Here is a 26761-nt window from a genome sequence, read left to right as displayed (position 1 = left end):
CGTCTCCGCGGCCCGGAACGCCCCCGACGGTAGAGGCGCGCCTCCGATCTTGTCAATCGGTTGCCAATACGCGTATGGTCGTGGCACGGCGGCGCTCCTGCCCGCCGGTTCCCGACGACGAGAACGAGGCACGCACCGTGACCACCGCACCCGTGACGACCGCACCCGCGACGACCGCACCCGAGAACCCCGCGCCCTGGACCCTCTCCGGCTTCGGCGACGAGATCGACCCCGACCCGGTCGTCCAGGTCGCCGTCCTCCGAGCGCTCGGCGCGCACAGCATCGAGGTGCGCAGCGCCTGGGGCCGGAACGTCGTCGACCTCGACGACGAGCGCCTCGCCCGCCTCGCCGCCGTGCTCGAGCGCGGCGGCCAGTCCGTCTCGGCCGTCGCCTCGCCCATCGGCAAGGTCGACGTCGCCCTCGATCCCGAGCTCGAGGTCGCGCGCCTCGACCGCGTCATCCGCGCCGCGCACGCCCTCGGCACGCCGAGCATCCGCGTCTTCTCGTTCTACCGGGGCGAGGGAGTGCCGGTCGAGAGCATCCGCGACGACGTCCTGCTGCGCATGCGCAGGCTCGCCGATCGCGCCGAGCGCGAGGGCGTGGTGCTGCTGCACGAGAACGAGAAGGACATCTACGGCGACGTCCCCGAGCGGATCCTCGATCTGGTCGAGTCCGTCGGCTCGCCCGCCCTGCGCCTCGCCTGGGACAACGCGAACTTCGTGCAGTGCGGGGTGCGGCCCTTCGACGACGGCTGGACGGCGCTGCGGCCCTACGTCGACTACCTGCAGGTGAAGGACGCGGTGGCCGCGACCGGCACCGTGGTGCCCGCCGGCGAGGGCGACGGCCAGCTGCGCGAGACGCTCACCGCCCTGCGCGACGACGGCTGGACGGGCGTCGCCTCGCTGGAGCCGCACCTCGCGATCACGGACGCCCTCGGCGGATTCTCCGGCCCCGAGTCGTTCGGAGTGGCCGCTCGGGCCTTCCGGGGGCTCGCCTCCTCGCTCGGGATCGACCTGCGATGACCGTCCGCGCGGCGGTGATCGGCTGCGGCGACATCTCCTCCGTCCACCTCGCGGCGATCGGCACAGCGCCCGGCGCGGAGCTGGTGGCGGTCTGCGACACCGACCCGGGCCGGCTCGCCGCGGCCGCCGAGAGGCACGCGGTGCCGGGCTTCCCCGAGGCGGTCCGGATGCTCGACTCCGTCCGCCCCGACGTCGTGCACGTCTGCACTCCGCACAGCACGCACGCCGCGCTGGCGGTCGCGGCCCTGGACCGCGGCGTCGCGGTGCTCCTCGAGAAGCCGCTCGCCTCCTCCGTCGCCGAGGGCGAGCAGGTGATCGCCGCGGCCGAGCGGGGCGGGGCGCGCATCGGCGTCTGCTTCCAGAACCGCTACAACCCGCCCGTGCAGCGCCTCCGCGAGCTGCTGGCGTCCGGCTCCCTGGGCGCCGTGACAGGTGCGGCCGCGACCGTGCTCTGGCACCGCACTCCCGGCTACTACCTCGACCGTCCCTGGCGCGGGATGCGGGCCGAGGGCGGCGGCGGGATGCTGATGAACCAGGCGATCCACACCGTCGACCTCCTGCAGTGGCTCCTCGGCGAGGTGGTCGCGGTGAGCGGCTCCGCCTCCACGCGCCTGCTGCCGATCGAGGTCGAGGACACCGCCGACCTGGTGCTCACCCACGCCTCCGGCGCGCGCAGCGTCCTCTACGCGACCGTGGCGAACGCGTGGGACGAGCCGGTCGAGCTCCGCCTGCGCACCGAGCGCGCCATCGTCTCGCTGCGCGGTGCCCTCACCGTGCGGCGCGACGACGGATCCGTCGAGGTCGTCCCGGACACGGAGCGCCGATCCGGCGGGCGCTCGTACTGGGGCGCCTCGCACGAGCTGCTCGTGCACGACTTCTACGCCCGCCTCGGCGAGGACGAGCCCTTCTGGATCTCGCCCCGCGAGGCGGCGAGGTCGCTCGCGATCGTCCAGGCCGCCTACGCCCCGAGCGCGCCCGCGCGGATCCCCCACTCCACCCCGAACGAAGGACTCCTCCCATGACCACCGTCCGCCTCGGCATCATCGGATTCGGCGCCCAGGGCTCCTCCTACGCCCGCTTCCTCGCCGACGGCAGAGTGCGCGACCTCGTCGTCACCGCCGTCGCCGACGTCGACCCCGCCCGGGAGGCGGCGGCCGCCGCGCTCGCGCCCGGAGCGTCCTTCCACGCCGACCACCGCTCCCTCCTCGCGAGCGGGGAGGTCGACGCCGTCGTCGTCTGCACTCCGCACTACCTCCACCCCGGGATCGGCATCGACGCTCTCGAGCACGGGCTGCACGTGCTGGTCGACAAGCCGGCGGGCGTCTACGCCGCGCAGGTGGCGGAGCTGAACGAGGCCGCCGCCGCCCATCCCGGGCAGCGCTTCGCGATCATGTTCAACCAGCGGGCCAACCCGCTCTACCGCCGGCTCAAGGAGGTCGTCGACGAGGGCGGGATCGGCCGGATCCTGCGCTCGAACTGGATCATCACGACCTGGTGGCGGCCGCAGGCCTACTTCGACCAGAGCGCGTGGCGCGCGACCTGGGGAGGCGAGGGCGGAGGCGTCCTGGTCAACCAGGCGCCCCACCAGCTCGACCTGTGGCAGTGGCTGTGCGGAGTGCCGGAGTCGGTGGTCGCGAAGGCCGGCTACGGGCGGTGCCGCGACATCGCGGTGGAGGACGAGGTGACGGTGCTCGCCGACTTCGGCGGGGGCACGACCGGTGTGCTGGTCACCACGACGCACGACCCGATCGGCACCGACCGCCTCGAGATCATCGGCGACCGCGGCCGGATCGTCGTCGACGACTCCCGGGTCGCGACGATCACCCGGCTGAACGCCCCCGAGCGCGAGGTCAGCGCCGCCCTCAGCGCCGAGGACGTGGGCCTCCTGCTCGGCGGTCGCTACGACACCGCGGGCCTCTCCACGACGGAGCGGATCGAGTCGGCGTCGGTCTGGGGCGAGCAGCACACGGCCGTCCTGCAGGACTTCGCGGACAGCATCCTGCACGGCACGCCGCTGCTCGCACCCGGGGCGGAGGGGATCCTCGGGGTCCGGCTCGCCAACGCCATCCACTACTCGAGCTGGACGGGACGCGAGGTACCGCTCGACCTCGACGAGGGCGTGTTCCTGGCGGCGCTCAACGAGCGCATCCGCGAGGAGGGGGCGTTCCCGGAGCGGAGCTGACGGGGCGGAGCCGCGCGGACCCGCGCTGGACGGGGCCGGAGCGGTGGGCGGCCGGCCGGCGACGGCGGCCTCCCGGAGCGCGGGCTCCCCGATCCGGCCCGACCCGGACGCGAGCGACGGGCCGGGCGGGCTTCTCGGCCCTGTGGCAGCATGGGCGGCGGACGGCGCCCCGTCCGCCGCCGTGCCCCTCGAGAGAAGACCGCGATCGTGCCCAGCGAAGACGTGCCCACCGGCCCCTCCGCCGCGAGACGCCGCGGCCGCTCCGCGACGACGATCTACGACGTCGCCCGACTCGCCGGCGTCGCCCCCTCCACCGTCTCGCGCGGGCTGAGCACGCCCGGACGGCTGAACGCCGCGACCGAGCAGCGGATCCGCGCCGCCGCCAAGGAGCTGGGCTACCGGCTCAACCCGATGGCGCGCGCGCTGCCGACGGGCCGCACCTCGACCCTCGGGCTGCTGGTGGCCGACATCACCAACCCGGCCTTCTTCCCCGCCGTGCGCGGAGCGGAGCGGGCGGCGTCGCTCCGCGGCTTCACGATGATCCTCGCCGAGTCGCAGGAGTCCGGGGAGCGCGAGGCCGAGGCGGCCGACCGCATCGCCGCCTCCACCGACGGGCTCGTCCTCGTCAGCACCCGCCTCAGCGACGAGGAGATCATCGCGCTGGCCGGGCGCATCCCGGTCGTCGTCCTCAACCGCGTGGTCCCCGGCGTCGCGGGGATCGTGCCCGATCTCGCCCCCGGGATCGACGCCGCGCTCGACCACCTCGCGGCCCTCGGCCACCGCTCCCTCGCCTTCATCGCCGGTCCGCCCGACTCGTGGATGAGCGCCGCTCGATGGGAGCTCCTCCTCGACCGCGCTCCGCAGCGGGGCATGACGGTCGTCGAGATCGGGCCGGGCGTCTCGACCCTCGAGGGCGGGAGGAGCGCGCTCGCGAGGGTGACCGCCTCCGGCGTCGGCGCGGTGATCGCCTACAACGACCTGGTCGCCATCGGACTGATGCGCGCGGCTCAGGAGTCGGGCGTCGCGATCCCGGAGCAGCTCAGCATCATCGGCTTCGACGACATCTTCGGGAGCGACTTCACCTCGCCGCCGCTGTCGACCATCAGCGCACCGCTGGGCCGGATGGGCGAGCGGGCGGTCCGCCGGGTGCTCGGCGACGAGGAGCCTCCGGAGCGGGCCGACGACCTGCCGACGGAGTTCGTCCCGCGCGCCTCGACGGGACCCCGCCGCGACTCCTGACCCCGGTCCGCGCCCGGCGCGCCATCCGGTGCGACACCTCTGGCAATCGGTTGACACTCCTCGGCACCCATACTTGGATGGCCCTGTGCCGACGAAGCTGCTGAACGATCCCGACCGACTCCTGCCGATCGACCCGACGACCCGGGCGATCGCCCGCGATCTCCACGCGAGCGTCGCCGACCTGCCGATCCTCTCCCCGCACGGGCACGTGGATCCGCGCCTCCTGCTCGAGGACCGCCCGTTCGCCGACGCGGCCGAGCTCTTCCTCCGGCACGACCACTACGTCACCCGTCTGCTCCACTCCGCCGGGATCGACCTCGGCGATCTCGGCATCCCGGGAGGCGAGCGCCTCGCCGGCCCGGAGGAGGTGTGGCGCACGTTCTGCGCGCACTGGCGGATCTTCGCGGGAACCGCCTCGGGCTACTGGCTCCAGTCGATCCTCGCCGAGCAGTTCGGCATCACCGAGCAGCCCGACGCCTCCACCGCCGACGCCCTCTTCGCGGCGATCGGGGCCCGGCTGTCGTCCGCCGCCTTCCGCCCGCGGGCGCTCTTCGAGCGGTTCGGGATCGAGGTGCTGGCGACGACCGACGATCCGCTGGACGACCTGGCCGTCCATCGGGCTCTGGCGGAGGATCCGGCGTTCCCGGGCCGCGTGCTGCCGACCTTCCGCCCCGACGCCTACCTCGATCCCTCCACCCCCGGCTGGCCCGAGCGCGTCGCCGCCCTGGCCGCCGCCACCGGAACGAAGGAGTCCAGCTTCCCCGGATTCCTCGAGGCCCTCCGCGCCCGGCGCCGGTACTTCCTCGACCACGGCGCCGTCTCCGCCGACCACGGAGTGCTGGAGCCGCTGACCGTCGACCTCGACCCCGCCGAGGCGCAGTCCCTCTTCGCCCGCGCCCGCGCCGGCACGATCGACGCCGAGGGCAGCCGCGTCCTCGCCGCGCACCTGCTGCTGCAGTCCGCCCGCATGAGCGTCGACGACGGCCTGGTGATGACCGTCCACGCCGGCGTGCTGCGCAACCACGATCGGCCGACCTTCGAGCGCTTCGGTCCCGACACCGGCCACGACATCCCCGTCGCGACCCGGTTCGCCGAGCCCCTCCGCCCGCTGCTGCAGGAGCTCGGCAACGCACCGGGCTTCCACCTCGTCCTCTTCGGGATCGACGAGAGCACCCACTCGCGCGAGCTCGCTCCCCTCGCCGGCTACTACCCGTCGGTGTTCCTCGGAGCGCCGTGGTGGTTCCTCGACGCGCCCGACGCGGTGCTGCGCTTCCGCGCCGCCGTGACGGAGACCGCCGGCTTCTCGCGGAGCTCCGGCTTCATCGACGACACCCGCGCGTTCCTCTCCATCCCGGCCCGTCACGACATGGCGCGGAGGCTGGACGCCGCGTTCCTCGCGCGCCTGGTCGCCGAGGGGCGCATCGACTCCGAGACGGCGAGCGCCGTCATCCTGGACCTCGTCGACGCCCAGCCGCGGAAGGTCTTCAAGCTGTGAGCGGGCACGGCGGAGGAGGCTCACTCGATCGCGCATCCACGGGCCTGCCGGCGGCTCCCGTCCGCATCGTCCACCTCGGCCTCGGCGCCTTCCACCGAGCGCATCAGGCCTGGTACACGCACGCCGTCGACGACGAGCACGAGTGGGGAATCGCCGCATTCACCGGCCGGAGCCCCCGCGCGGCCGAGGAGCTCACCGCGCAGGACGGCCTGTTCACGCTGATCGAGCGCGGACCGGAGGGCGACTCGGCGACGGTCGTGGGCAGCATCGTCGAGGCGGTCGACGGCGCGGACGTCGCGCGTCTCGTCGAGCTCGTCGCGGCTCCGGCGACGGCGATCGTCACGCTGACGATCACGGAGGCCGGGTACCGTCTCGCCGCGGACGGCGGCCTCGACCTGGACGACCCCGCCGTCCGGAGCGACCTCGCCGCCTTCCGATCGGGAGGAGCGCCGACGACCGCGCTCGGCCGCCTCCTCCTCGGCCTCACCGCCCGGCGCGACGCCGGCTCCGGCCCGCTCGCCGTCGTCCCCTGCGACAACCTCTCCGGCAACGGCCCTCTCGTGCGCCGTGGGCTGCTCCTGCTCGCAGAGCGGCTCGACCCGTCGCTCGCCGACTGGATCGACCGCACCGTCTCGTTCGTGTCGACCTCCGTCGACCGGATCACTCCGGCCGCCACGGCGGCGGACCGGGAGGCGGCGGCCGAGCTCACCGGCATCAGCGACGCCGCGTCCGTCGTGACCGAGCCGTTCCGCGACTGGGTCCTCTGCGGCGGCTTCCCCGCCGGCCGGCCCGCCTGGGAGCGCGCCGGAGCCCGCTTCGTGGACGACATCGAGCCCTTCGAGCGGCGCAAGCTGCGACTCCTCAACGGCGCGCACACGCTCCTCGCCGCCACCGGCCGCCGGCGGGGTCTCGCCACCGTCGCGGAGGCGATCGCCGACCCCGCCTGCCGGAGCGCCGTCGAGGCGTTCTGGGCGGAGGCGGCGGCCGGCCTGCCCGCCGGTCTCGACGCGGACGCCTACTGCGCCGCCCTCCTCGGGCGCTTCGGCAACCCCCGGATCGAGCACCGGCTCGAGCAGATCGGCGCCGACGCGACCGCCAAGCTCCGCATCCGGATCGCGCCCGTGCTCCTCGCCGAGCGCGCGGGCGGACACGACGGAGCCGCCTCCCTCCGTGCCGTCGCCGACTGGATCGCACTGCTGCTCCAGGGCGACCGCCTGCCCGACACGCAGCGCCACGCCCTCGACCGCGCCCTCGGCTCCGCCCGGCCCGTCGAGGCGCTGCTGCGGCTCGTCGACCCGCGCCTCGCCGACGACCCGGCCCTCGTCGCCGCGGTCGCCGCTCAGGCGGCCTAGACCTCCACCCCGCCTCTCCGCGCGGCGCCTCCGGCGCCGTCGGCAACCGATTGCCACCCTCGCACCGTCTCGACGCGGCGCGGATCCCGACGGGTCCGCGCCCGGGTAAAGGAGCCCGCATGACCCCCCGCACCACCGCGCCCGGAGCGCCCGCCGCTGAGAAGCTCTCGAAGCTGAGCATCGTGGGCTACGGCGCCGGCGACACGGCGAACAACCTCGCCTTCACCACCGCCACGATGTTCCTGCTCGTCTACTACACCGACGTCGCCGGGATCTCCGCGGCCGCGGCGGGCACGCTGCTGCTCGTCGTGCGGATCTTCGACGCGTTCGCCGACGTCTTCGCCGGCCGGGTCGTGGACCGCACCTACAGCAGGCGCTTCGGCAAGTTCCGGCCCTTCCTGATGTTCGGGTCGGTCCCGCTCCTGCTGCTCTCGGCCGCGACCTTCTCCGTCCCGCAGATCGGCGAGAGCGGAACCCTGCTCTACGCCTACCTGAGCTACGCCGCGCTCGGCCTCGCCTACAGCCTCGTCAACATCCCCTACGGCTCGCTCGCCGGAGCGATGACGCAGGTCGGCACCGAGCGCGCGAAGCTCGCCAGCGCCCGCGCCATCGGCGGCGCGATCGTGGGGGCCGGGCTCGGCACCTTCATGGCCCCGCTGGTCGTCCCCGGCGCCGATCTGCAGTCGCTCTTCTCGATCGTCACGCTGAGCTTCGTCGTCGTCGGCTCCGCGCTCTACCTCTTCACGATCCTGACCGCGAAGGAGCGCGTCCAGCGCGACGTCGCGCACGTCACGTTCCGTCAGAGCATGACGACCCTCCGCTCCAACCGGCCGCTGCTCTTCCTCTGCCTCAGCTCGTTCCTGTTCCTCACCGGGACGCTCGCGCTCCAGACCGTGCAGCTCTACTACCTGCGCGACGTGCTCGGATCGGTCCAGCTCTACGCTGCGATGTCGCTGATCCAGCTCGCCCTGACCTTCGGACTGGCCGCCCTCGTCCCGACGATCGTGCGGCGGTTCGGCAAGCGCAACGCCTACATGGCCGGAGTCGGGGTCCTGATCAGCGGCGGAACGGTCGTCTTCCTCGCCCCGGGCGACGCGGTGGCGGTCGGCTTCGGCGGACTGGTCCTCGCCTACGTCGGCATCCAGCTCGTCAACATGCTCGTCTGGGCGATCGAGGCCGACACCGTCGAGTACGGGGAGTGGAAGACCGGCATCCGCTCCGAGGGCACGATCTACGCCCTGTTCTCCTTCACCCGCAAGACCGGCCAGGCGGTCGGAGGCGCCCTCGCCGCGTACGCGCTGGCCTGGGGCGGCTACGTGGCCGGCGCCGCGGAGCAGAGCGAGCACGCCGAGTGGGGCATCCGCGCCGCCGCCGGCCTCATCCCGGCCGTCGCGGCCCTGCTCGCGGTGCTGATCATGGCGTTCTACCCGCTGACCGACCGCCGGCACGCGCAGATCGTCGCCGAGATCGCCGAGCGCCGCGAGAGCACGGGTCAGGCCGCGCCCGTGGCGCCCGGCCTCTCGACCGCCGCGTTCTCGATGGACCGCGCTCCCGGCCGGAACCCCTGACCCGATCCCCCACCACGAAAGGCACCCCATGAAGATCGACAAGGCCGAGGTCGTCGTCACCAGTCCCGACCGCAACTTCGTCACCCTCAAGCTCACGACCGACGACGGGCTGACCGGCCTCGGCGACGCGACCCTCAACGGCCGCGAGCTCGCCGTGGTCTCCTATCTCGCCGACCACGTCGTGCCGCTGCTCCTCGGCCGCGACGCCTCGCGCATCGAGGACACCTGGCAGTTCCTCTACCGGTCGTCCTACTGGCGCCGCGGGCCGGTCACGATGGCGGCGATCGCGGCGGTCGACACCGCTCTCTGGGACATCAAGGGCAAGGCCGCGGGCATGCCGCTCTACCAGCTGCTCGGAGGCGCGTCGCGCACCGGCCTGCTCGCCTACGGCCACGCGTCCGGGCGGACGGACGCGGAGCTGTTCGACAGCATCCGCGAGCACCAGGAGCAGGGATACCGCGCGATCCGCGTGCAGACCGCGGTGCCGGGACTGACCTCGATCTACGGCATCGCCTCCAACGCCGTCCTCGAGGGCAACGCCGGTGTGCGCTACGACCACGAGCCGGCGCAGCGCGGCGGCCTGCCGACCGAGGAGGACTGGGACACCCGCGCCTACCTGCGCCACGTCCCCCGCGTCTTCGAGGCCGTCCGCAACGAGTTCGGACCGGGGCTCCCCCTCCTCCACGACGGCCACCACCGGATGACGCCGATCCAGGCCGCGGCCCTCGGCAAGTCCCTCGAGCCGTACGACCTCTTCTGGCTCGAGGACTGCACGCCCGCCGAGAACCAGGAGGCCCTCCGCCTCGTCCGGCAGCACACCACGACGCCCCTGGCGATCGGCGAGGTCTTCAACACCGTCTGGGACTACCAGCTCCTGATCCGCGAGCAGCTGATCGACTACATCCGCAGCGCGGTCACGCACACCGGAGGCGTCTCCCACCTCCGGAGGATCCTCGACCACGCCGCGCAGTACCAGATCAAGTCCGGGATGCACGGACCCACCGACGTCTCCCCGGTGGGCATGGCGGCCGCGATGCACCTGGGCCTGGCGATCCACAACTTCGGGATCCAGGAGTACATGAAGCACGGCGAGCGGACCGACAGCGTCTTCCAGCAGTCGTTCACCTGGAGCGAGGGACGGCTGCACCCGGGCGACGCCCCCGGTCTGGGCGTGGAGCTCGACGTCGACGCCGCCGGGAAGTACCCCTACGTGCGCGCGTACCTGCCCTTCAACCGACTCGCCGACGGCACCGTCCACGACTGGTGACCTGCCCCCCTCCGCCGAGGCGATCGCGGACCGTCGCGGGAGCCACGACCGGCGGGCTCCCTCGACGGTCCGGGGTTCCCCCCGCCGGGCACAGGCCGGTCAGGGCACGAAGCGGTAGCCCATGCCCGCCTCGGTCAGCAGGTGCCGCGGATGCGCGGGGTCGGGCTCGAGCTTCTTGCGCAGCTGCGCGAGGTAGAGGCGCAGGTAGCCGGTGTCGGTGACGTGCGCGGGGCCCCAGATCTCGGCCAGCAGCGAGCGGCGGGTGACCAGCTTGCCCGCGTTGCGGATGAGGATCTCGAGCACCTGCCACTCCGTCGGGGTGAGCCGCACGGAGACGCCGTCCCGCGTCGCGCTCTTGGCCACCAGGTCCACGGTCACCTCGCCGATCACGACCAGCGGCTCGCCGTCGGCCGGCTGCACGCGTCGCGAGAGGGCCCGGATGCGCGCGAGCACCTCGTCCATCGAGAACGGCTTGGTCACGTAGTCGTCCGCGCCGGCGTCGAGCGCGCCCACCTTGTCGGCCGCGCCCGTCCGCCCCGACACCACCAGGATCGGCGCGCTCGTCCAGCCGCGCAGTCCGTGGATGACCTCCACCCCGTCGAGCCGGGGCATGCCGAGGTCGATCATGTAGAGGTCCGGATGCTCGTCCACCGCGCGGTTGATCGCCTCGGTGCCGTCGCCGGCCGTCACCACGTCGTATCCGCGGGCGGTGAGCGTGATGCGCAGGGCGCGCAGGATCTGCGGGTCGTCGTCGGCGATCAGGATCTTCATGCGGCTCCTCCGGAGTCCTCGTGCGGAGCGGTGCCCGACCCGCCGTCGTGCGGGGCGGCCGGAGCGACGTGAACCGCAGGAGCAGCGGCAGCAGTCTCCGGCGCCAGCGGCAGCGTCACCACCATCGTCAGCCCGCCCCCCGGAGTGTCCTCCGTCTCGAGCGTGCCGCCCATCCCCTCCGTGAACCCCTTCGAGAGCGCGAGGCCGAGGCCCAGGCCCGTCAGGTTGTCGTCGTCGCCGAGTCGCTGGAACGGCACGAAGATCTCGGCGCGGCGCTCCTCGGGCACCCCGGGGCCGTGGTCGACGATCCGCAGCTGCGCGCTCCCGCCGAAGGCGCTGGCGGCCACGCGCACCCGGGTGCCGGACGGCGCGTAGCGGACGGCGTTCGCGAGCAGGTTGACCACGACGCGCTGCAGCAGAACCGCGTCGGCGAGCAGCGCCGGGCCCTCCGGATCGAGGTCGAGGTCGACCTCGCCGGGACCGAGCCCGAGCTCGTCGAGCGCGGGGAGCACCACGTCGGCGGCGTCGAGCGGGGCGAGCGCCACGGCGAGCGCCCCAGCCTCCAGCCGCGTCACGTCGAGCAGGTCGGTGACCAGCGCGGCGAGCACGGTGAGGCTCTCGTCGGCGGTGGCGAGCAGCTCCTCCCGGTCGCGCTCGCTCCAGACCACTTCGGGCGAGCGCAGACCGCTGACCGCCGCGGTGGCCGCGGCGAGGGGCCGGCGCAGGTCGTGGCTGACGGCCGACAGCAGGGCGCTGCGCACCCGGTCGGTCTCGGCCAGCGGAGCGAGGGAGCTGGCCGTCTCGCTGAGGGCCGCGTTCTCGAGCACCGAGTCCAGCTGGGCGGCGACGACCTGGAGCAGTCGCCGCTCACTCCCCTCCAGCTCACGGCCGTGCAGCTCGAGCACCGCGCCCTCGCCCACCGCGATGCGCGCGGGATCGCCCTCCGGCTGCGGCTCGCCGTCGGCCGCGACGAGCTCGCCGCCTCGCAAAAGCCGCACGCCGGTCAGCCCGAACGCCTCGCGCGAGCGCTCGAGGATCGCCTGCAGCGCCCCCTGCCCGCGGATCACGCCGCCCGCGATCGTCGCCAGCAGCTCCGACTCCGCCCCCGACCGCTTGGCGGCCCGCGCCCTCCGGGCCGCGCGGTCGACCACGGCGCTGACGAGCGCCGCGTTCAGCACGTAGAGCACCAGCGCGAGCGCGTGCAGAGGCTCGTCGACGGTGATCGTGTAGAGGGGATCGACGAAGAAGAAGTCGAGGGTCAGCCCCGAGAGCACGGCCGCGAAGAGGGCCGGCCAGAGCCCGCCGACCAGCGCGACCACCACCACCAGCAGCTGGTACGAGAGCACGTCGCTCGTGATCGACTCGTCGCTGCGGAGGCTCGAGAGCAGCCAGGTCACCAGCGGGCCGCCCACGAGGGCGAGGGCCAGTCCCAGGAGGCGGCGCCGCAGCGTCAGGGCCCCGTCGAGCCTCGGCAGCACCGCGGTGCGCCCGGCGGCGGAGTGGCTGACGATGTGCACGTCGATGTTGCCGGACTCGCGGATCACCGTCGACGCGGTGCCGGGCGTCAGCGCCGAGGCGAGGCGGCTCCGCCTGCTCACGCCGATCACCAGCTGCGTCGCGTTCACCGAGCGGGCGAACTCGACCAGCGTCCGCGGCACGTCCTCGCCTACCACCTGGTGGTAGCTGCCGCCGAGCTTCTCGACCAGCACCCGCTGCGCCTCGAGCACGTGCGGCCGGGGAGTGCGGAGGCCGTCGGGGGTCACCACGTGCACGGCGAGCAGGTCGCCCCCGGAGGCGCGGGCCGCGATCCGCGCGCCGCGCCGCAGCAGGGTCTCCCCCTCCGGCCCGCCGGTGAGGGTCACGACCACGCGCTCGCGCGCCTCCCAGGTGCTGTCGATGCCGTGCTCGACGCGGTAGTCGCGGAGCGCGCTGTCGACCTCGTCGGCGAGCCAGAGCAGCGCGAGCTCGCGCAGGGCGGTCAGGTTGCCGAGCCGGAAGTAGTTGGACAGCGCCGCGTCGATGCGCTCGGGCGGGTAGACGCGGCCGTCGGCGAGGCGGTCGCGCAGCGCCTGGGGCGCCAGGTCGACGACCTCGATCTGGTCGGCGGCGCGGAGGACCGCGTCCGGGATCGTCTCGCGCTGCGGCGCTCCGGTGATCGCGTGCACCACGTCGTTGAGCGACTCGATGTGCTGGATGTTCACGGTCGAGAAGACGGTGATGCCGGCGTCGAGGAGCGTCCGCACGTCCTCCCAGCGCTTCTCGTGCCGGGAGCCGGGGGCGTTGGTGTGCGCGAGCTCGTCGACCAGCGCGACGTCGGGCCGGCGGGCCAGCACCGCGTCGAGGTCCATCTCGTCGAGCAGCACGCCGCGATGCTCGACGGCCCTCCTCGGCACGACCTCCAGCCCCTCGACCATCGCGGCGGTGGCGGAGCGGCCGTGCGTCTCGACCACGGCCACCACGACGTCGCGACCCTCGGCGGCGAGCCGGCGGCCCTCCTCGAGCATCGTGTAGGTCTTGCCCACTCCGGGCGCGGCTCCGAGGAGCACGCGCAGGCGGCCCTTCGTCATGCTCCCGGCCTCCCCTCGTGCTCGCGGCTCCGGGGCGTCCCGGGCTCGCGGGACCGGCGTCGATCCGCTCGATCGGACGGTCCCGACGAGCCGATCGCGATTCTACGAGCCGGAGGCGCCACCGGAGCGGTCACAGCCGCGCGAGAGCGGCGTTGAGCTCGAGCACGTCCACCGTCGGCTCGCCGAGGTACCCGAGCTCGCGGCCCGCGGTGTGCTCCTCGACCAGCGCGCGCACGGCGCTCACGTCGAGCCCGCGGGCGGCGGCGACGCGGGGCGCCTGCAGCTGCGCGTAGGCGGGGCTGATAGCGGGGTCGAGCCCCGAGGCGGAGGCGGTCAGCGCATCGGCCGGCACCGCGGCCGGGTCGACGCCCTCGAAAGCGGCGATCGCGGCCCGGCGCTCCTCGACGGACGCGACCAGGTCGGCGTTCTCGGGGCCGAGGTTGCTGCCGGTCGAGGCCGCGGCGTCGTAGCCCGCGGCGGAGGGACGCGACTGGAACCACTCCGGCAGGGGCGCTCCGTCGGCGTCCGTGAACGACTGGCCGATCAGCGACGAGCCGATCACCGCGCCGTCCTGGCGCAGCAGCGAGCCGTTCGCCTGGGCGGGCAGGGCGAGCTGCCCGATCCCGAGCACCGCGAGCGGGTACGCCGCTCCCAGCAGCACGGTGAGCACGATCATCGCGCGCAGCGCGACACCGTAGGGACGGAACATGGTCTCTTCTCTCTGTCTTCAGTGGTCGGGACGGGCGGGTCAGAAGCCCGGGATCGCGGCGACGATCAGGTCGACGAGCTTGATCCCGAGGAACGGAGCGATCACTCCGCCCAACCCGTAGACCAGGAGGTTGCGGCTGAGGATGCGCGAGGCGGCGACCGGGCGGTACGCCACTCCCCGCAGCGCGAGCGGGATCAGCACGACGATCACCAGCGCGTTGAACACGATCGCCGAGAGGATCGCCGAGGCCGGCGAGTGCAGCTGCATCACGTTCAGCACCGCGAGCCCGGGGAAGACCCCCGCGAACATCGCCGGGATGATCGCGAAGTACTTCGCCACGTCGTTCGCGATCGAGAACGTGGTGAGTGCGCCGCGGGTGATCAGCAGCTGCTTGCCGATCCGCACGATGTCGATGAGCTTGGTGGGGTCGGAGTCGAGGTCGACCATGTTGCCCGCCTCCTTCGCCGCCGAGGTGCCGGTGTTCATCGCCACGCCCACGTCGGCCTGCGCGAGGGCCGGGGCGTCGTTGGTGCCGTCGCCGGTCATCGCGACCAGCGCGCCGCCCTCCTGCTCGCGCCGGATCAGGGCGAGCTTGTCCTCGGGGGTCGCCTCGGCGAGGTAGTCGTCGACTCCCGCCTCCGCCGCGATCGCCTTCGCGGTCAGCGGGTTGTCGCCCGTGATCATCACGGTGCGGATGCCCATCGCGCGCAGCTCCGAGAAGCGCTCGGCGAGCCCGTCCTTCACCACGTCCTTCAGGTGCACGACGCCGAGCAGGCGGGCGCCGTGGGCGTCCTTCACCGCGACGACGAGGGGCGTGCCGCCGCTCTCCGAGACGCCGTCGACGAGCACCGTGAGGCGCGCCGCGACCGCGGACGGCAGCGGCCCCTCCTCCTCCACCCAGGCGCGCACGGCCGAGCCGGCGCCCTTGCGGATGGAGGAGCCGTCGGGGAGGTCGAGCCCGCTCATCCGGGTCTGCGCGGTGAACGGCACCACGGCGGCCTGAGCGGGCTCGACGGCGGGGCGGCCCGAGTCGCCCGCGAGGTCGACGATCGACTTCCCCTCGGGCGTCGGGTCGCTGAGCGAGGAGGAGGCGGCCGCGTCGACGAGGGCGGCCTGCGCCACTCCGTCGAGGGGGAGGAACGCCACAGCGCGGCGGTTGCCGTAGGTGATCGTCCCCGTCTTGTCGAGCAGGAGCGTCGTGACGTCGCCCGCCGCCTCCACCGCCCGGCCTGACATCGCGAGCACGTTGCGCTGCACGAGCCGGTCCATGCCGGCGATGCCGATGGCCGAGAGGAGGGCGCCGATGGTGGTCGGGATGAGGCAGACGAGCAGGGCGACCAGCACCGGGACGCTCACGGAGGCTCCCGCGAACGAGGCGATCGGGTTCAGGGTCAGCACGACCACGACGAACACGATCGAGAGGCTCGCCAGGAGGATGTCGAGCGCGATCTCGTTCGGCGTCTTCTGCCGCGACGCGCCCTCGACCAGGCCGATCATCCGGTCGACGAAGGTCTCGCCCGGCCGGGAGGTGATGCGCACCACGATCCGGTCCGAGAGCACTCGCGTGCCGCCCGTCACCGCGCTGCGGTCGCCTCCCCTCTCGCGGACGACCGGGGCCGACTCGCCCGTGATCGCCGACTCGTCGATGGAGGCGATGCCCCAGACGATGTCGCCGTCGCCGGGGACGAGGTCGCCCGCCTCCGCCACGACCACGTCGCCCAGCTGCAGCTCGGCCGAGGAGACCTCGACCAGGCGGGCCGACAGGGCGGAGGGGTCCGCGGGGTCGTAGTCGGCCACACGCCGGGCCGGAGTGCTGGTCCGGGTGGCGCGCAGGCTCTCGGCCTGCGCCTTGCCGCGGCCCTCGGCCACCGACTCCGCGAGGTTCGCGAACACCACGGTGAGCCAGAGCCAGATCGCGATGCCGGCCGTGAAGGTGACGGGCACCGTCGATCCGCCCGACTCCTCCGGCCCGCCGAGGAACGGCTCGGCGATCGCCAGCACCGTCGTCAGCACGGCGCCGACCTCGACGATGAACATCACGGGGTTGCGCCACATCAGGCGCGGATCGAGCTTGCGCAGCGCTCCGGGGAGGGCGGCGGCGAGCTGGCGCGGCCCGAGGGCGGCGCGGGTGGGGCGCGCGGGTTCCGCGGGTGCCTCGGTCAGTGCAGTGGTCATCGGAGTCGCAGTCCTTCCGCCAGGGGGCCCAGCGCGAGTACGGGGAAGTAGGTGAGCGCGGTCACGACGACCGTGACGCCCACGAGGAGGCCGACGAACTGCGGCCGGTGGGTGGGCAGCGTGCCGGCGCTGGAGGGCACCGGCGACTGCGCCGCGAGCGAGCCGGCCAGGGCGAGCACCAGCAGGATCGGGAGGAAGCGGCCGAGGAGCATCGCGACGCCGAGCGCCGTGTTGAGCCAGGGCGTGTTCGCCGTCAGCCCCGCGAACGCCGAGCCGTTGTTGTTGGACGCGGAGGTGAAGGCGTAGAGCACCTCCGAGAGCCCGTGCAGCCCGGGGTTCAGGATCGACGTGCTCTCCACGTCCTCCCGCACCGCCGGGATCGCGAAGCTCAGGGCCGTGCCGGCCAGCACGAGCGTCGGCGTCACGAGGATGTAGAGGCTCGCGAGCTTGATCTCGCGCGGGCCGAGCTTCTTGCCCAGGTACTCGGGCGTCCGGCCGACCAGCAGCCCGCCGACGAACACGGCCAGCACCGCGAGCACGAGCATCCCGTAGAGGCCCGAGCCGACGCCGCCGGGGGCGACCTCGCCGAGCATCATGTTGAGCATCGGCAGCATGCCGCCGAGCGCAGTGAAGGAGTCGTGCATCGCGTTGACGGCGCCGGTCGAGGTGAGCGTCGAGGCGGTCGCGTAGAGGGCGGAGCCGGCGATGCCGAAGCGCGTCTCCTTGCCCTCCATCGCGGCTCCGGCGGCCTGCGCCGCGGATCCGCCGCCCGCCGCCTCCAGCGCGGTGAGGGCCGCGAGCGACACGACGAAGATCGTCGCCATCGCCGCGAGGATCGCGCGGCCCTGCCGCACGTCGCCGACCATCCGGCCGAAGGTGCGCGGCAGCGAGAACGGGATCGCGAGGATCAGCACGATCTGCAGCAGCGACACCCACGCCGAGGGGTTCTCGAACGGATGCGCGGAGTTGGCGTTGAAGTAGCCGCCGCCGTTGGTGCCGAGCAGCTTGATCGCCTCCTGCGAGGCCACCGCGCCGCCCGGGATGCTCTGCTCGCCGCCGGTGAGCGTGGTCACCGTCAGCGGGCCGTTCAGGTTCTGGATCACGCCGCCCGCGATCATCACGACCGCCGCCACCACCGCGAGGGGCAGCAGGAGGCGCAGCGTGCCGCGCACGAGGTCGACCCAGAAGTTGCCGAGCGTTCCGGAGGAGCGGCGCGCGAATCCGCGGATCAGCGCCACCGCCACGGCCAGGCCCACGGCCGCCGAGACGAAGTTCTGCACGGCGAGGCCGCCGAGCTGCACCGCGAAGCCGAGGGTCGCCTCCGGGGAGTAGGACTGCCAGTTGGTGTTGGTGACGAACGAGACGGCGGTGTTGAACGCCAGCCCCTCCGGCACCGCGGGCAGGCCGAGGGAGCCGGGCAGGACCGCCTGGAGGCGCTGCATCCCGTAGAGCAGGAGCACGCCGACGAGCGAGAAGGCCAGCACGGCCCGGAGGTAGGCGCGCCAGCTCTGCTCGCCCGCGGAGTCGACGCCGATGAGGCGGTAGACGCCGCGCTCGAGGGCGAGGTCGCGCGTCGAGGTGTAGACGCGGAACATGTGGTCGCCGAGGGGGCGGTGGAGGAGGGCGACGGCCAGGCCGACGGTCGCGACCTGGAGGACGGCGAGGAGCGCATCCATCAGAAGCGCTCCGGTCGGATCAGGGCCGCGACGAGGTAGACGACGGCGGCGAGCGCCAGCACGGCCGCGAGGGCGTCGAAGACGATCACCGGCCCGCCTCCTTCTCGCGGGTCCCGCGGGTCGCCGAGGGGGGCGGTCCGCCCAGCCGCTCGACCCCCTTCGCGGCGAGAGCGATGAGCGAGAAGAGGGCGAGCACGCCGAGGAGGTAGGCGAGGTCGAGCACGGAGGACTCCATCCGGGGAGCGGACGACGCCCGGGACCGGACGCCTGCCGGGAAGCGGCACAGGAAGCGATGCAACACCTCGCGGGGGCCCCTCGGAGCGGTCCTCACGGTTCCCCTACGGCCCGGCCCGGAGTCCTCGCGTTTCCCTCACGCGGACGGCGGCGGGCGCCCGGCGGAGGGGCGCGAGCCGGGCGGGAGCCGAGCGGTGAGAGCGTTCTCCCCCAGCAACGGCGGGGGTCGACGTCCCGAAGATCACATTTCGGCATCGCCTGGACAAATTCGCCGCCCGCGCTTTACTCCCCCCGATCGAAGGAATATGTTCTCTCCGTGGACAAAGCCCCTCGGGGCTCTCCCGCCCTCCCGGGCGACGACACGACGACGTGCGCCACACGTGCACGCCTCTTGTCGTCCTCTCCCTCGGACACTGCTTTCAGAGAGGAATGCACTCCATGAAGTTCTCCCGCGGCATCACCACGCTGGCCGCCGCCGGCATCATCTCCCTCGGCCTCGCGGCCTGTTCCGCGAGCCCCGCCAACTCCGGAGGCGCCGCTGCCGGCGCCGGCGCGGAAGGCGACTGCACCGTCGGCATCTCGATGCCCACGCGCAGCCTCGAGCGCTGGATCAACGACGGCGAAGGCCTCCAGTCGCAGCTCGAGGGCGACGGCTGCACCGTCGACCTCCAGTACGCCGACAACAAGACCGATCAGCAGATCTCGCAGATCCAGAACCAGATCGCCGGCGGCTCCAAGATCCTGGTCATCGCCGCGATCGACGGCGAGGCGCTCGCGCCCGTCCTCGCCGAGGCGAAGAAGCAGAACGCCACCGTCATCGCCTACGACCGTCTCATCAACGGCACCGCGGACGTCGACTACTACGCGACCTTCGACAACTACAAGGTCGGCCAGCTCCAGGGCCAGTACATCGAGTCGACCCTCGACCTGAAGAACGCCGCGGGTCCCTTCACCCTCGAGCCCTTCGCCGGCAGCCCCGACGACAACAACGCGAAGTTCTTCTTCTCCGGCGCGTGGGACGTCCTGCAGCCCTACATCGAGAGCGGCAAGCTCACCGTCCCCTCGGGCAAGTCGCCCGCGTCGGACGACGACTGGGCCTCGATCGGCATCCAGGGCTGGGCCTCCGACAAGGCTCAGTCCGAGATGGACAACCGCCTCTCGTCCTTCTACACCGGCGGCCAGAAGGTCGACGTCGTGCTCTCCCCCAACGACAGCCTGGCCATCGGCATCGAGGCCTCGCTGAAGTCGGCCGGCTACACCCCCGGCGCCGACTACCCGGTCATCACCGGCCAGGACGCCGACAAGGCCAACGTCAAGGCGATCCTCGCCGACGAGCAGTCCATGACGGTCTGGAAGGACACCCGCACCCTCGGCGACCGCGTCTTCCAGATGGTGCAGTCGATCGTCGCGGGCGAGGAGCCCGAGGTCAACGACACCGAGACCTACGACAACGGCGAGAAGGTCGTCCCGTCCTACCTGCTGGAGCCGCAGGTCGTCACGAAGGACGACGTGCAGTCGGTCCTCGTCGACTCCGGCTTCCTCAAGGCCGGCGACGTCGGACTCTGATCCGTCGGGCGGGGGCGGGGAGGAGCGATCCTCCCCGCCCCCGCCTCCCCGTCCGCACACCACTCCCCCCCAACGAAGTGAGGCCCTGTTGGCCAGTCCCATCCTCATCATGCGCGACATCGTCAAGGAGTTCGGCGGCGGCATCCGCGCCCTCGACGGCGTCTCGCTCTCGGTCCAGCCCGGCGAGGTCCACGCCATCTGCGGCGAAAACGGCGCCGGCAAGTCGACCCTGATGAAAGTCCTCTCCGGCGTGTACCCGTACGGCAGCTTCGAGGGCACCATCGAGTTCGAGGGCGAGGAGGCGCAGTACCGGTCGATCAACGACAGCGAGGCCGACGGCATCGTGATCATCCACCAGGAGCTCGCCCTCAGCCCCTACCTCTCCATCGCCGAGAACATCTTCCTCGGCAACGAGAAGTCGACCCGCGGCGTCATCAACTGGAACGCGACCAACGCGGAGGCGGCCAAGCTGCTCGCCCGCGTCGGCCTCGCCGAGAGCCCCGCGACCAAGATCCTCGAGCTGGGCGTCGGCAAGCAGCAGCTCGTCGAGATCGCCAAGGCCCTCGCCAAGGAGGTGAAGCTCCTCATCCTCGACGAGCCCACCGCCGCCCTCAACGACGAGGACAGCGACCACCTGCTCGGCCTGATCGACCAGCTCCGCAAGCAGGGCATCACCTGCATCATCATCAGCCACAAGCTGAAGGAGATCCGCGCCATCGCGGACACCGTCACGATCATCCGCGACGGCCGCACCATCGAGAGCTTCCCGATGGCCGGCGAGGAGGCGTCCGAGAGCCGGATCATCCGCGCGATGGTCGGCCGCGACCTCAACAGCATGTTCCCGCCGCGCGACCCGCAGATCGGCGAGGAGAAGCTGCGCGTCGAGAACTGGACGGTCCACCACCCCGTCGACATCAACCGCGTGGTCGTCGACGACGCCTCCTTCACCGTCCGCGCCGGCGAGATCGTCGGCTTCGCGGGCCTGATGGGCGCCGGACGCACCGAGCTCGCGATGAGCATCTTCGGGAGGAGCTACGGCACCGGGATCTCCGGCCGCGTCTACAAGGACGGCGAGGAGATCCAGACCCGCACCGTCGACGAGGCCATCCGCAACGGCCTCGCCTACGCGACCGAGGACCGCAAGCGCTACGGGCTCAATCTCATCGGCGACATCACCGTCAACGTCTCGGCCGCCGCGCTCTCGCGCCTGGCCCGGCTCGGCGTGATCGACAAGCACCGCGAGTACAAGGTCGCCGACTCGTACCGATCGAAGATGAACATCAAGGCGCCGACCGTCTCGGCCGTCACGGGGAAGCTCTCCGGCGGCAACCAGCAGAAGGTCGTCCTCTCGAAGTGGATCTTCTCCGGTCCCGACGTGCTGATCCTCGACGAGCCCACCCGCGGTATCGACGTGGGAGCCAAGTACGAGATCTACGGGATCATCAACGAGCTCGCGGCCCAGGGCAAGGCGGTCGTCGTCATCTCGTCCGAGCTGCCCGAGCTGATCGGCCTCGCCGACCGCATCTACACCATCTCCGAGGGACGGATCACGGGCGAGATCGATCGCGCCGACGCCACCCAGGAGCACCTCATGCACTACATGACCGCCGGAAAGGAACAGGCCCGATGAGCGCCACGACCACCACAGCGCCGGCGGACACGCCCGCCAACACGCCCTCCACCCCGCCCAAGCGCTCGCGCCGGCTGAACATCAACCTCCGGCAGTACGGCATCCTCGCCGCGCTGGCCATCATCATCCTGCTCTTCCAGGTGCTGACCGGCGGGCGCCTGCTCCTGCCCGGCAACGTCAACAACCTGATCCAGCAGAACGCCTACGTGCTGATCCTCGCGATCGGCATGGTGATGGTCATCATCGCCGGCCACATCGACCTCTCGGTCGGCTCGGTCGTGGCGATGGTCGGCGCCATCTCGGCGATCGCGATGAACAACTGGGGCCTGCCCTGGTGGGCGGCCGTCGTCGTCGCCCTCGTCACCGGCGCCGCCGTCGGAGCATGGCAGGGCTTCTGGGTCGCCTTCGTCGGCATACCGGCGTTCATCGTGACCCTCGCGGGCATGCTGATCTTCCGCGGCTTCACCCTCGTCCTCCTCACCGGCGGAACGATCAACGGCCTCCCCACCGAGTTCACCGCGATCGGCGCCGGCTGGCTGCCGGGTGTCCTCGGCGGCATCGCCGGGCGCGACGCGCTCACCCTTGTCCTCGGCCTGATCGTCTGCGTCGTCCTCGTGGCCCAGCAGCTCCGCAGCCGTGCGACCCTCCGCCGCCTCGAGCTGCCCCGCGAGCCCATCGGCTCGCTGGTGGCGAAGTCGGCCATCGCCGTCATCGCGATCATGGCCCTCTCCTGGCTGCTCGCCGGCTACAGCGGAACCCCGATCATCCTGATCGTGCTCGCCGTGCTGATCCTCGCCTACAGCTTCGTGCTCGGCCGGACGGTCTTCGGCCGCCACATCTACGCGATGGGCGGCAACCTCTTCGCCGCGATGATGTCCGGCGTCAAGACGAAGTGGGTCAACTTCTTCATCTTCGTCAACATGGGCGCACTGGCCGGAGTCGCGGGCATCGTCAGCACCGCCCGCGCCGGCGGTGCGGTCGCCTCGGCCGGACAGAACTACGAGCTGGACGCGATCGCCGCGGTCTTCATCGGCGGCGCCGCCGTCCAGGGAGGCGTGGGCACCGTCGTCGGAGCCGTCATCGGCGGACTCGTGATGGGCGTGCTCAACATGGGCCTCTCCATCCTCTCGGTCGACGCGGCCTGGCAGATGGCGATCAAGGGCTTCGTGCTCCTGCTCGCGGTGGCGTTCGACATCTTCAACAAGCGCCGCGCCGGCGGCCGCTAGGCGAACGTTGGGCGCCGCCCAGCGGCGCTCCTCGTCCTTCTCTTCTACAGTTCTCGGGCGCGGCTTCTCCTCGGGGGAGCCGCGCCCGAGTGCATCCGAGACCCGTCGGGGTCCAGCGACAGGCAGGCGATCATGGCAGGAGCAGTCGGAGCCTCCAGCAACGCGCTGCTGCGCCGCACGAACCTCGCGAGCCTCGCGACGCTGGTGCACCGCTCCGGTCCCACCAGCCGCGCCGAGCTCGGCCGCCTCACCGGGCTGAACCGCTCCGCCGTCGCGAACCTCGTCGGCGAGCTGAGCGAGCTCGGCTGGGTCGCGGAGGAGACCACCGCGCCCGACGGCCGCATCGGCCGCCCCAGCGCCACCGTCGTCCCCGGCGACCGGTTCGCGGCCGTGGGCGTCCACCTCGACACCGATGCGATCATCGTCGGCCTGGTCGGGCTGCACGGCGAGCTGCTCCGCCGCGTCCGCTTCGACACCCCCAAGCCCGCGAGCCCCGCCACGGTGGTCCGCGTCGTCACCGGGATCGTCGAGGGCTTCCGCTCCGAGCGGGAGTCGCTGCGCACGCTGGTCGGCGCGGGCGTCGCCGTCCCCGGCCTCGTCCAGGCCGACTCCGGCTTCGTCCACCGCGCCCCGCACCTGGGCTGGCGCGACGTCGACCTCGCCACCCAGCTCAGCCGCGCCCTCGACCTCCCGGTCGCCGTCGGCAACGACGCGACCCTCGGCGCCATCGGCGAGTCCCTCTTCGGAGCCGCGCACGGCGTGGCCGACGTCGTCTACGTCACCGGCGGCGCGGGCGGCATCGGCGGAGGAGTCATCATCGGCGGCGTCCCGCTCCAGGGCTCCTCGGGGTTCGCGGCCGAGCTGGGCCACACCCTCGTCGCCACGAACGGCCGCCTCTGCGGCTGCGGCCGGCGCGGCTGCCTCGAGGCCGAGGTCCGGATGCGCTCCCTCCTCGACGTCCTCGGCGCCCGCGTCCTCGACCAGGACGAGCTCGACATCGCCCTGGGCACCTCCCGCGACCCCGCCGTCCTGGGCGAGGTCGCCCGCCAGGTCGACCTGCTCTCGGAGGGCCTGTCCACCTACATCAACCTCTTCAACCCCACCGCGGTCGTGCTCGGCGGCTTCCTCGGCTCGCTGCTCACCGTCGACCGCGAGCGCCTCGCCGCCCGCGTCTCGGCCCGCGCCCTGAGCGACCTCGCGCGCGGCGTGCGGATCGAGCGCGCGGCCCTGCGCTCGAGGCTGGAACTCGTCGGCGCCGCGGAGCTACCCTGGCGGCGGGCGCTGGCGGATCCCGCCGCCGTCACCGGGGGCGCACAGCCGCCGGGTGGGAGCAGCAGCCGCGAGGACGCTCTGGGCGCCCGCGCCTGACCCCGGCACTCGAGTGCCGGCACCGCGTCGAGGAGGACGAGCATGGCCGACTGGAACGACACGATCATCGAGGAGTTCCGCGCGAACGGCGGGACCGTGACCACGGGCGGCTTCGGGAGGAGCCTCGTGCTGGTGCACCATCGCGGCGCCCGCTCCGGTGAGGAGCGCGTGACTCCCCTGATGGCGCTGCACCCCTCCGACGACGTCTGGCTGCTCGCCGCGTCCGCCGCCGGTGCGCCGAAGCACCCCGCCTGGTTCCACAACATGATCGCCCACCCGGACCTGGCGATCGAGACCCCCGACGACGGCACCGTCGACGTCCGGGCGCGCGTCCTCGCCGGGGAGGAGCGCGACGCCGGCTGGGCCCGCTTCACCACCGCCTCCGCCGGCTTCCTCGACTACGAGAAGCGCACCACCCGCATCATCCCGGTCGTGGAGCTCACCCGCCGCTGACCGCGAGCCGTCAGCGCAGCAGCACGGGCACCGTGTCCGGCGTGCTCCAGCTCAGCGCGATCCGCTCGCGGAAGCCGCCGCTGCGCAGCTCCGCCTCGAGCGCGTCGATCACCACGGGGAGCAGCGCGCGCCGCTCGATCAGCAGGTCGAGCACGAGCCGGTCGCCGGCCGTCAGCAGCACCGGGCCCGATCCGGGCAGCACCGCGATCCACTGGCACTCCCCCACCTGCACGCTCCGGTGCCGGCGGAGGCGTCGGAGCAGCTCGGGCAGCGCCTGCGTATCGAGGGCGGACACGTCGGCACGGAGGGCGATCACCCCGCGAGCGTGCCCGCGCCGGACGACCTCGCGCCGACCTCCCGGTGAACACCGCCCCTCCGCGGGACACCGTCCGCGAGAACGACACGACAGGAGCCCGCCCCGCGGCGCACCGCACCCGGGAACGGAAGAAGCCCCCGACCGGACATCCGATCGGGGGCTTCTCCTCTGGTTCTCTCGAACCCGGTTCTCTCGAACTCCGGTTCTCGTGAACTCTGGTGCGCGAGGGGGGAGTTGAACCCCCACGCCCTTTCGGGCACACGGACCTGAACCGTGCGCGTCTGCCTATTCCGCCACTCGCGCTCACCAGCGGCACCAAAGCGCCGACGAGAAATCGTAGCATCCCCCGGCCTCCGAGCCGAACCGGCACCCGCCGCCCGGGCCGTCGCTCCCCCGGGAGCCGCCTCCGGGCCGCCCCGGTGAGAGCGCGCACACGGCACTCCGGCCGCGAAACCACCGCGGAGGATCGCGCATCCAGACCATCCCAGTAACATGCCCGTAGCCGTGCGCGGCGCAGACCAAGAAGAGGAAGCGGCGACGGGCGCGCAGACATCTCGATCCGTGCGCGACCGCCGAGAAGGCGAAGAACCGGAAGATCGGAAGACTGTGGGCATACTGGACAACTTCGAGAAGGGACTCGAGCGCGTCGTCAACGGCGCGTTCGCGCGGACCTTCAAGTCGGGTCTGCAGCCGGTCGAGCTCGCCTCCGCCCTCCGCCGGGAGCTCGACACCTCCGCCGCCGTGGTCAGCCGCGACCGCATCCTCGTCCCCAACAGCCTGGTCCTGCGGATGTCCGCGACCGACCTCGACCGGATGCAGCGCATCGGCCCCACGCTGATCGACGAGCTCACCACGGTCGCCACCGAGCACGCCACCAAGCAGGGCTTCCGCTTCCCCGGCCCGATCGACATCTCCCTCGCCGTCGATCCGGCGCTCAGCGACGGCATGGTCGAGGTCGACTCCCGCAGCGTGAAGGGCACCGTCGCCTACACGCCCGTCCTCGACATCGACGGCCGGCGCCACCCGATCACGAAGGCGCGCACCGTCATCGGCCGCGGCAGCGACGCCGACATCACCGTCGACGACTCGGGCACGTCCCGCAAGCACGTCGAGATCCTCTGGGACGGCTCCCGCGCCCAGGTGCACGACCTCGGGTCCACGAACGGCTCCAAGCTCGACGGCCGGCCCGTCACGCAGGCGCCCCTGGCCCCCGAGCAGACCATCACGATCGGGCGCACCTCGATCGTCTACCGCGTCGTGCAGGGCTCCGCGCCCGCACGCACCGACCGCCCGTCGTCCGGCAGGGCAGCCGGACGCGGCTCCGAGGGATTCTGGGACGACCGGCTATGAGCGAGCTCACTCTCTTCCTCCTGCGCATCGCGTTCCTCGCGCTGCTGTGGTTCTTCGTGTTCGGCATCGTCTACGCGCTGCGCTCCGACCTGTTCGGGCAGCGCGTGCGCAAGCTGCCGCCCGGCGCGCAGGCCGCGTCCCCCGAGGCCCCGTTCGTGACGGCGGCCCAGCCCGTGGTCGCCGCGGCCGCCCCGGCTCCCGCGCCCGCGCAGCCCGCCTCCCCGTCGGCCCCCTCGGCCCGGAGGAGCCGCGAGGCCGCCGCCGAGCGCGCCGAGCAGGGAGGTACCGCCACGGTCCACACGGCGCAGCGCCTCGTGATCACCTCGGGCCCCAAGCGGGGCACCGAGCTCGAGCTGACCGGCGACCCGCTGACGATCGGCCGCTCCGCGGAGTCGACGCTGGTCATCCGCGACGACTACACCTCGACCCACCACGCGCGCCTTCTCCTCTGGAACGACGAGTGGATGATCCAGGACCTCGACTCCACCAACGGCACCTTCCTCGACGGCCGCCGTGTCGGCGCGCCCACCAAGGTGCCGCTGGACACGCCCGTGAAGGTCGGCACCACCACCTTCGAACTGCGGCGGTCGTAGCG

Annotated in this window: 23 protein-coding genes and 1 tRNA gene; 15 read left to right on the top strand and 9 right to left on the bottom strand. The window is 72.7% G+C overall.

Annotated elements, in window-relative coordinates; genetic code table 11:
- The first annotated feature begins 137 nt into the window (after window positions 1–137).
- The 8 genes from C5C63_RS04000 (at window position 138) to manD (ending at window position 10125) form a co-directional block, all read left to right on the top strand.
- On the top strand, window positions 138–1022 hold the full coding sequence (locus tag C5C63_RS04000; protein ID WP_258065377.1) for a sugar phosphate isomerase/epimerase: 885 nt from the start codon (window positions 138–140) through the stop codon (window positions 1020–1022).
- Window positions 1019–2044, top strand: coding sequence for a Gfo/Idh/MocA family protein (locus tag C5C63_RS03995; RefSeq protein WP_104325512.1), 1026 nt, complete (start codon window positions 1019–1021; stop codon window positions 2042–2044). The genes C5C63_RS04000 and C5C63_RS03995 overlap by 4 nt, the downstream gene beginning before the upstream one ends.
- Window positions 2041–3204 (top strand): Gfo/Idh/MocA family protein, encoded by a 1164-nt coding sequence (locus C5C63_RS03990; protein ID WP_104325511.1) that lies wholly within the window; start codon window positions 2041–2043, stop codon window positions 3202–3204. Before C5C63_RS03995 ends, C5C63_RS03990 begins: the two co-directional genes overlap by 4 nt.
- Window positions 3205–3411: 207 nt before the next feature.
- Window positions 3412–4443 carry a LacI family DNA-binding transcriptional regulator gene (locus C5C63_RS03985; protein WP_181072728.1) on the top strand — a complete coding sequence of 344 codons (1032 nt, stop codon included), beginning with the start codon at window positions 3412–3414 and terminating at the stop codon, window positions 4441–4443.
- Between the two features lie 85 nt (window positions 4444–4528).
- Window positions 4529–5938 (top strand): glucuronate isomerase, encoded by a 1410-nt coding sequence (gene uxaC, locus C5C63_RS03980; protein ID WP_104325510.1) that lies wholly within the window; start codon window positions 4529–4531, stop codon window positions 5936–5938.
- Entirely contained in the window at window positions 5935–7290 is a 1356-nt protein-coding gene (locus C5C63_RS03975) for a mannitol dehydrogenase family protein (protein ID WP_258065376.1), read from the top strand. The genes uxaC and C5C63_RS03975 overlap by 4 nt, the downstream gene beginning before the upstream one ends.
- Before the next feature lie 119 nt (window positions 7291–7409).
- Window positions 7410–8858, top strand: a complete 1449-nt coding sequence (gene uidB / locus C5C63_RS03970; protein WP_104257955.1) for a glucuronide transporter — start codon at window positions 7410–7412, stop codon at window positions 8856–8858.
- Window positions 8859–8886: 28 nt separating this feature from the next.
- A complete protein-coding gene (gene manD / locus C5C63_RS03965; protein ID WP_104222646.1) occupies window positions 8887–10125 on the top strand; it encodes a D-mannonate dehydratase ManD in 1239 nt (412 codons plus the stop codon).
- Window positions 10126–10224: 99 nt separating this feature from the next.
- Here the strand turns inward: manD and C5C63_RS03960 are convergent, their stop codons facing one another.
- The 7 genes from C5C63_RS03960 to C5C63_RS16910 all read right to left on the bottom strand — a co-directional run bounded on the left by C5C63_RS03960 (window position 10225) and on the right by C5C63_RS16910 (window position 18258).
- Complete coding sequence (locus C5C63_RS03960) at window positions 10225–10896, bottom strand: response regulator (protein WP_104222647.1); 672 nt, start codon at window positions 10894–10896, stop codon at window positions 10225–10227.
- The gene (locus tag C5C63_RS03955) at window positions 10893–13463 is read right to left on the bottom strand and encodes an ATP-binding protein (protein WP_104266577.1); all 2571 of its coding nucleotides are present in this window, start codon (window positions 13461–13463) and stop codon (window positions 10893–10895) included. The genes C5C63_RS03960 and C5C63_RS03955 overlap by 4 nt, the downstream gene beginning before the upstream one ends.
- A gap of 130 nt (window positions 13464–13593) precedes the next feature.
- Window positions 13594–14172, bottom strand: coding sequence for a K(+)-transporting ATPase subunit C (gene kdpC, locus C5C63_RS03950; RefSeq protein WP_104225770.1), 579 nt, complete (start codon window positions 14170–14172; stop codon window positions 13594–13596).
- Window positions 14173–14211: 39 nt separating this feature from the next.
- Window positions 14212–16347 (bottom strand): potassium-transporting ATPase subunit KdpB, encoded by a 2136-nt coding sequence (gene kdpB, locus C5C63_RS03945; RefSeq protein WP_104325509.1) that lies wholly within the window; start codon window positions 16345–16347, stop codon window positions 14212–14214.
- The gene (kdpA, locus tag C5C63_RS03940; RefSeq protein ID WP_104325508.1) at window positions 16344–18023 is read right to left on the bottom strand and encodes a potassium-transporting ATPase subunit KdpA; all 1680 of its coding nucleotides are present in this window, start codon (window positions 18021–18023) and stop codon (window positions 16344–16346) included. Before kdpA ends, kdpB begins: the two co-directional genes overlap by 4 nt.
- Window positions 18023–18112, bottom strand: coding sequence for a K(+)-transporting ATPase subunit F (gene kdpF / locus C5C63_RS03935; protein WP_068209492.1), 90 nt, complete (start codon window positions 18110–18112; stop codon window positions 18023–18025). Before kdpF ends, kdpA begins: the two co-directional genes overlap by 1 nt.
- Window positions 18109–18258 (bottom strand): hypothetical protein, encoded by a 150-nt coding sequence (locus C5C63_RS16910; RefSeq protein ID WP_167299012.1) that lies wholly within the window; start codon window positions 18256–18258, stop codon window positions 18109–18111. The genes kdpF and C5C63_RS16910 overlap by 4 nt, the downstream gene beginning before the upstream one ends.
- A gap of 437 nt (window positions 18259–18695) precedes the next feature.
- On the opposite strand from C5C63_RS16910, the gene chvE reads away from it, so the two are divergent.
- The 5 genes from chvE to C5C63_RS03910 all read left to right on the top strand — a co-directional run bounded on the left by chvE (window position 18696) and on the right by C5C63_RS03910 (window position 24500).
- Window positions 18696–19823, top strand: a complete 1128-nt coding sequence (chvE, locus tag C5C63_RS03930; protein ID WP_374952918.1) for a multiple monosaccharide ABC transporter substrate-binding protein — start codon at window positions 18696–18698, stop codon at window positions 19821–19823.
- Window positions 19824–19932: 109 nt separating this feature from the next.
- The gene (mmsA, locus tag C5C63_RS03925) at window positions 19933–21453 is read left to right on the top strand and encodes a multiple monosaccharide ABC transporter ATP-binding protein (protein ID WP_104325507.1); all 1521 of its coding nucleotides are present in this window, start codon (window positions 19933–19935) and stop codon (window positions 21451–21453) included.
- Window positions 21450–22679 (top strand): multiple monosaccharide ABC transporter permease, encoded by a 1230-nt coding sequence (mmsB, locus tag C5C63_RS03920; protein ID WP_104222654.1) that lies wholly within the window; start codon window positions 21450–21452, stop codon window positions 22677–22679. The genes mmsA and mmsB overlap by 4 nt, the downstream gene beginning before the upstream one ends.
- 132 nt (window positions 22680–22811) lie before the next feature.
- Entirely contained in the window at window positions 22812–24047 is a 1236-nt protein-coding gene (locus C5C63_RS03915; protein ID WP_104222655.1) for an ROK family transcriptional regulator, read from the top strand.
- A gap of 42 nt (window positions 24048–24089) precedes the next feature.
- Complete coding sequence (locus tag C5C63_RS03910) at window positions 24090–24500, top strand: nitroreductase/quinone reductase family protein (protein ID WP_104266573.1); 411 nt, start codon at window positions 24090–24092, stop codon at window positions 24498–24500.
- 10 nt (window positions 24501–24510) lie between these two features.
- Here the strand turns inward: C5C63_RS03910 and C5C63_RS03905 are convergent, their stop codons facing one another.
- Both C5C63_RS03905 and C5C63_RS03900 read right to left on the bottom strand, forming a co-directional pair.
- The gene (locus tag C5C63_RS03905) at window positions 24511–24816 is read right to left on the bottom strand and encodes a hypothetical protein (RefSeq protein WP_104250258.1); all 306 of its coding nucleotides are present in this window, start codon (window positions 24814–24816) and stop codon (window positions 24511–24513) included.
- 216 nt (window positions 24817–25032) lie between these two features.
- Window positions 25033–25119, bottom strand: a tRNA-Leu gene (locus C5C63_RS03900).
- 303 nt (window positions 25120–25422) lie between these two features.
- On the opposite strand from C5C63_RS03900, the gene C5C63_RS03895 reads away from it, so the two are divergent.
- Together C5C63_RS03895 and C5C63_RS03890 are read left to right on the top strand one after the other, a co-directional pair.
- On the top strand, window positions 25423–26166 hold the full coding sequence (locus tag C5C63_RS03895; RefSeq protein ID WP_104325506.1) for a DUF3662 and FHA domain-containing protein: 744 nt from the start codon (window positions 25423–25425) through the stop codon (window positions 26164–26166).
- The gene (locus C5C63_RS03890) at window positions 26163–26759 is read left to right on the top strand and encodes an FHA domain-containing protein (RefSeq protein ID WP_104233000.1); all 597 of its coding nucleotides are present in this window, start codon (window positions 26163–26165) and stop codon (window positions 26757–26759) included. The genes C5C63_RS03895 and C5C63_RS03890 overlap by 4 nt, the downstream gene beginning before the upstream one ends.
- Window positions 26760–26761 lie beyond the last annotated feature (2 nt).

Source organism: Rathayibacter sp. AY1B8, assembly GCF_002932775.1.
In the GTDB taxonomy this organism is placed as follows: domain Bacteria; phylum Actinomycetota; class Actinomycetes; order Actinomycetales; family Microbacteriaceae; genus Rathayibacter.
Note: the sequence above shows the minus strand (reverse complement) of the source record. Positions and strands in the feature narration are given on the sequence as shown.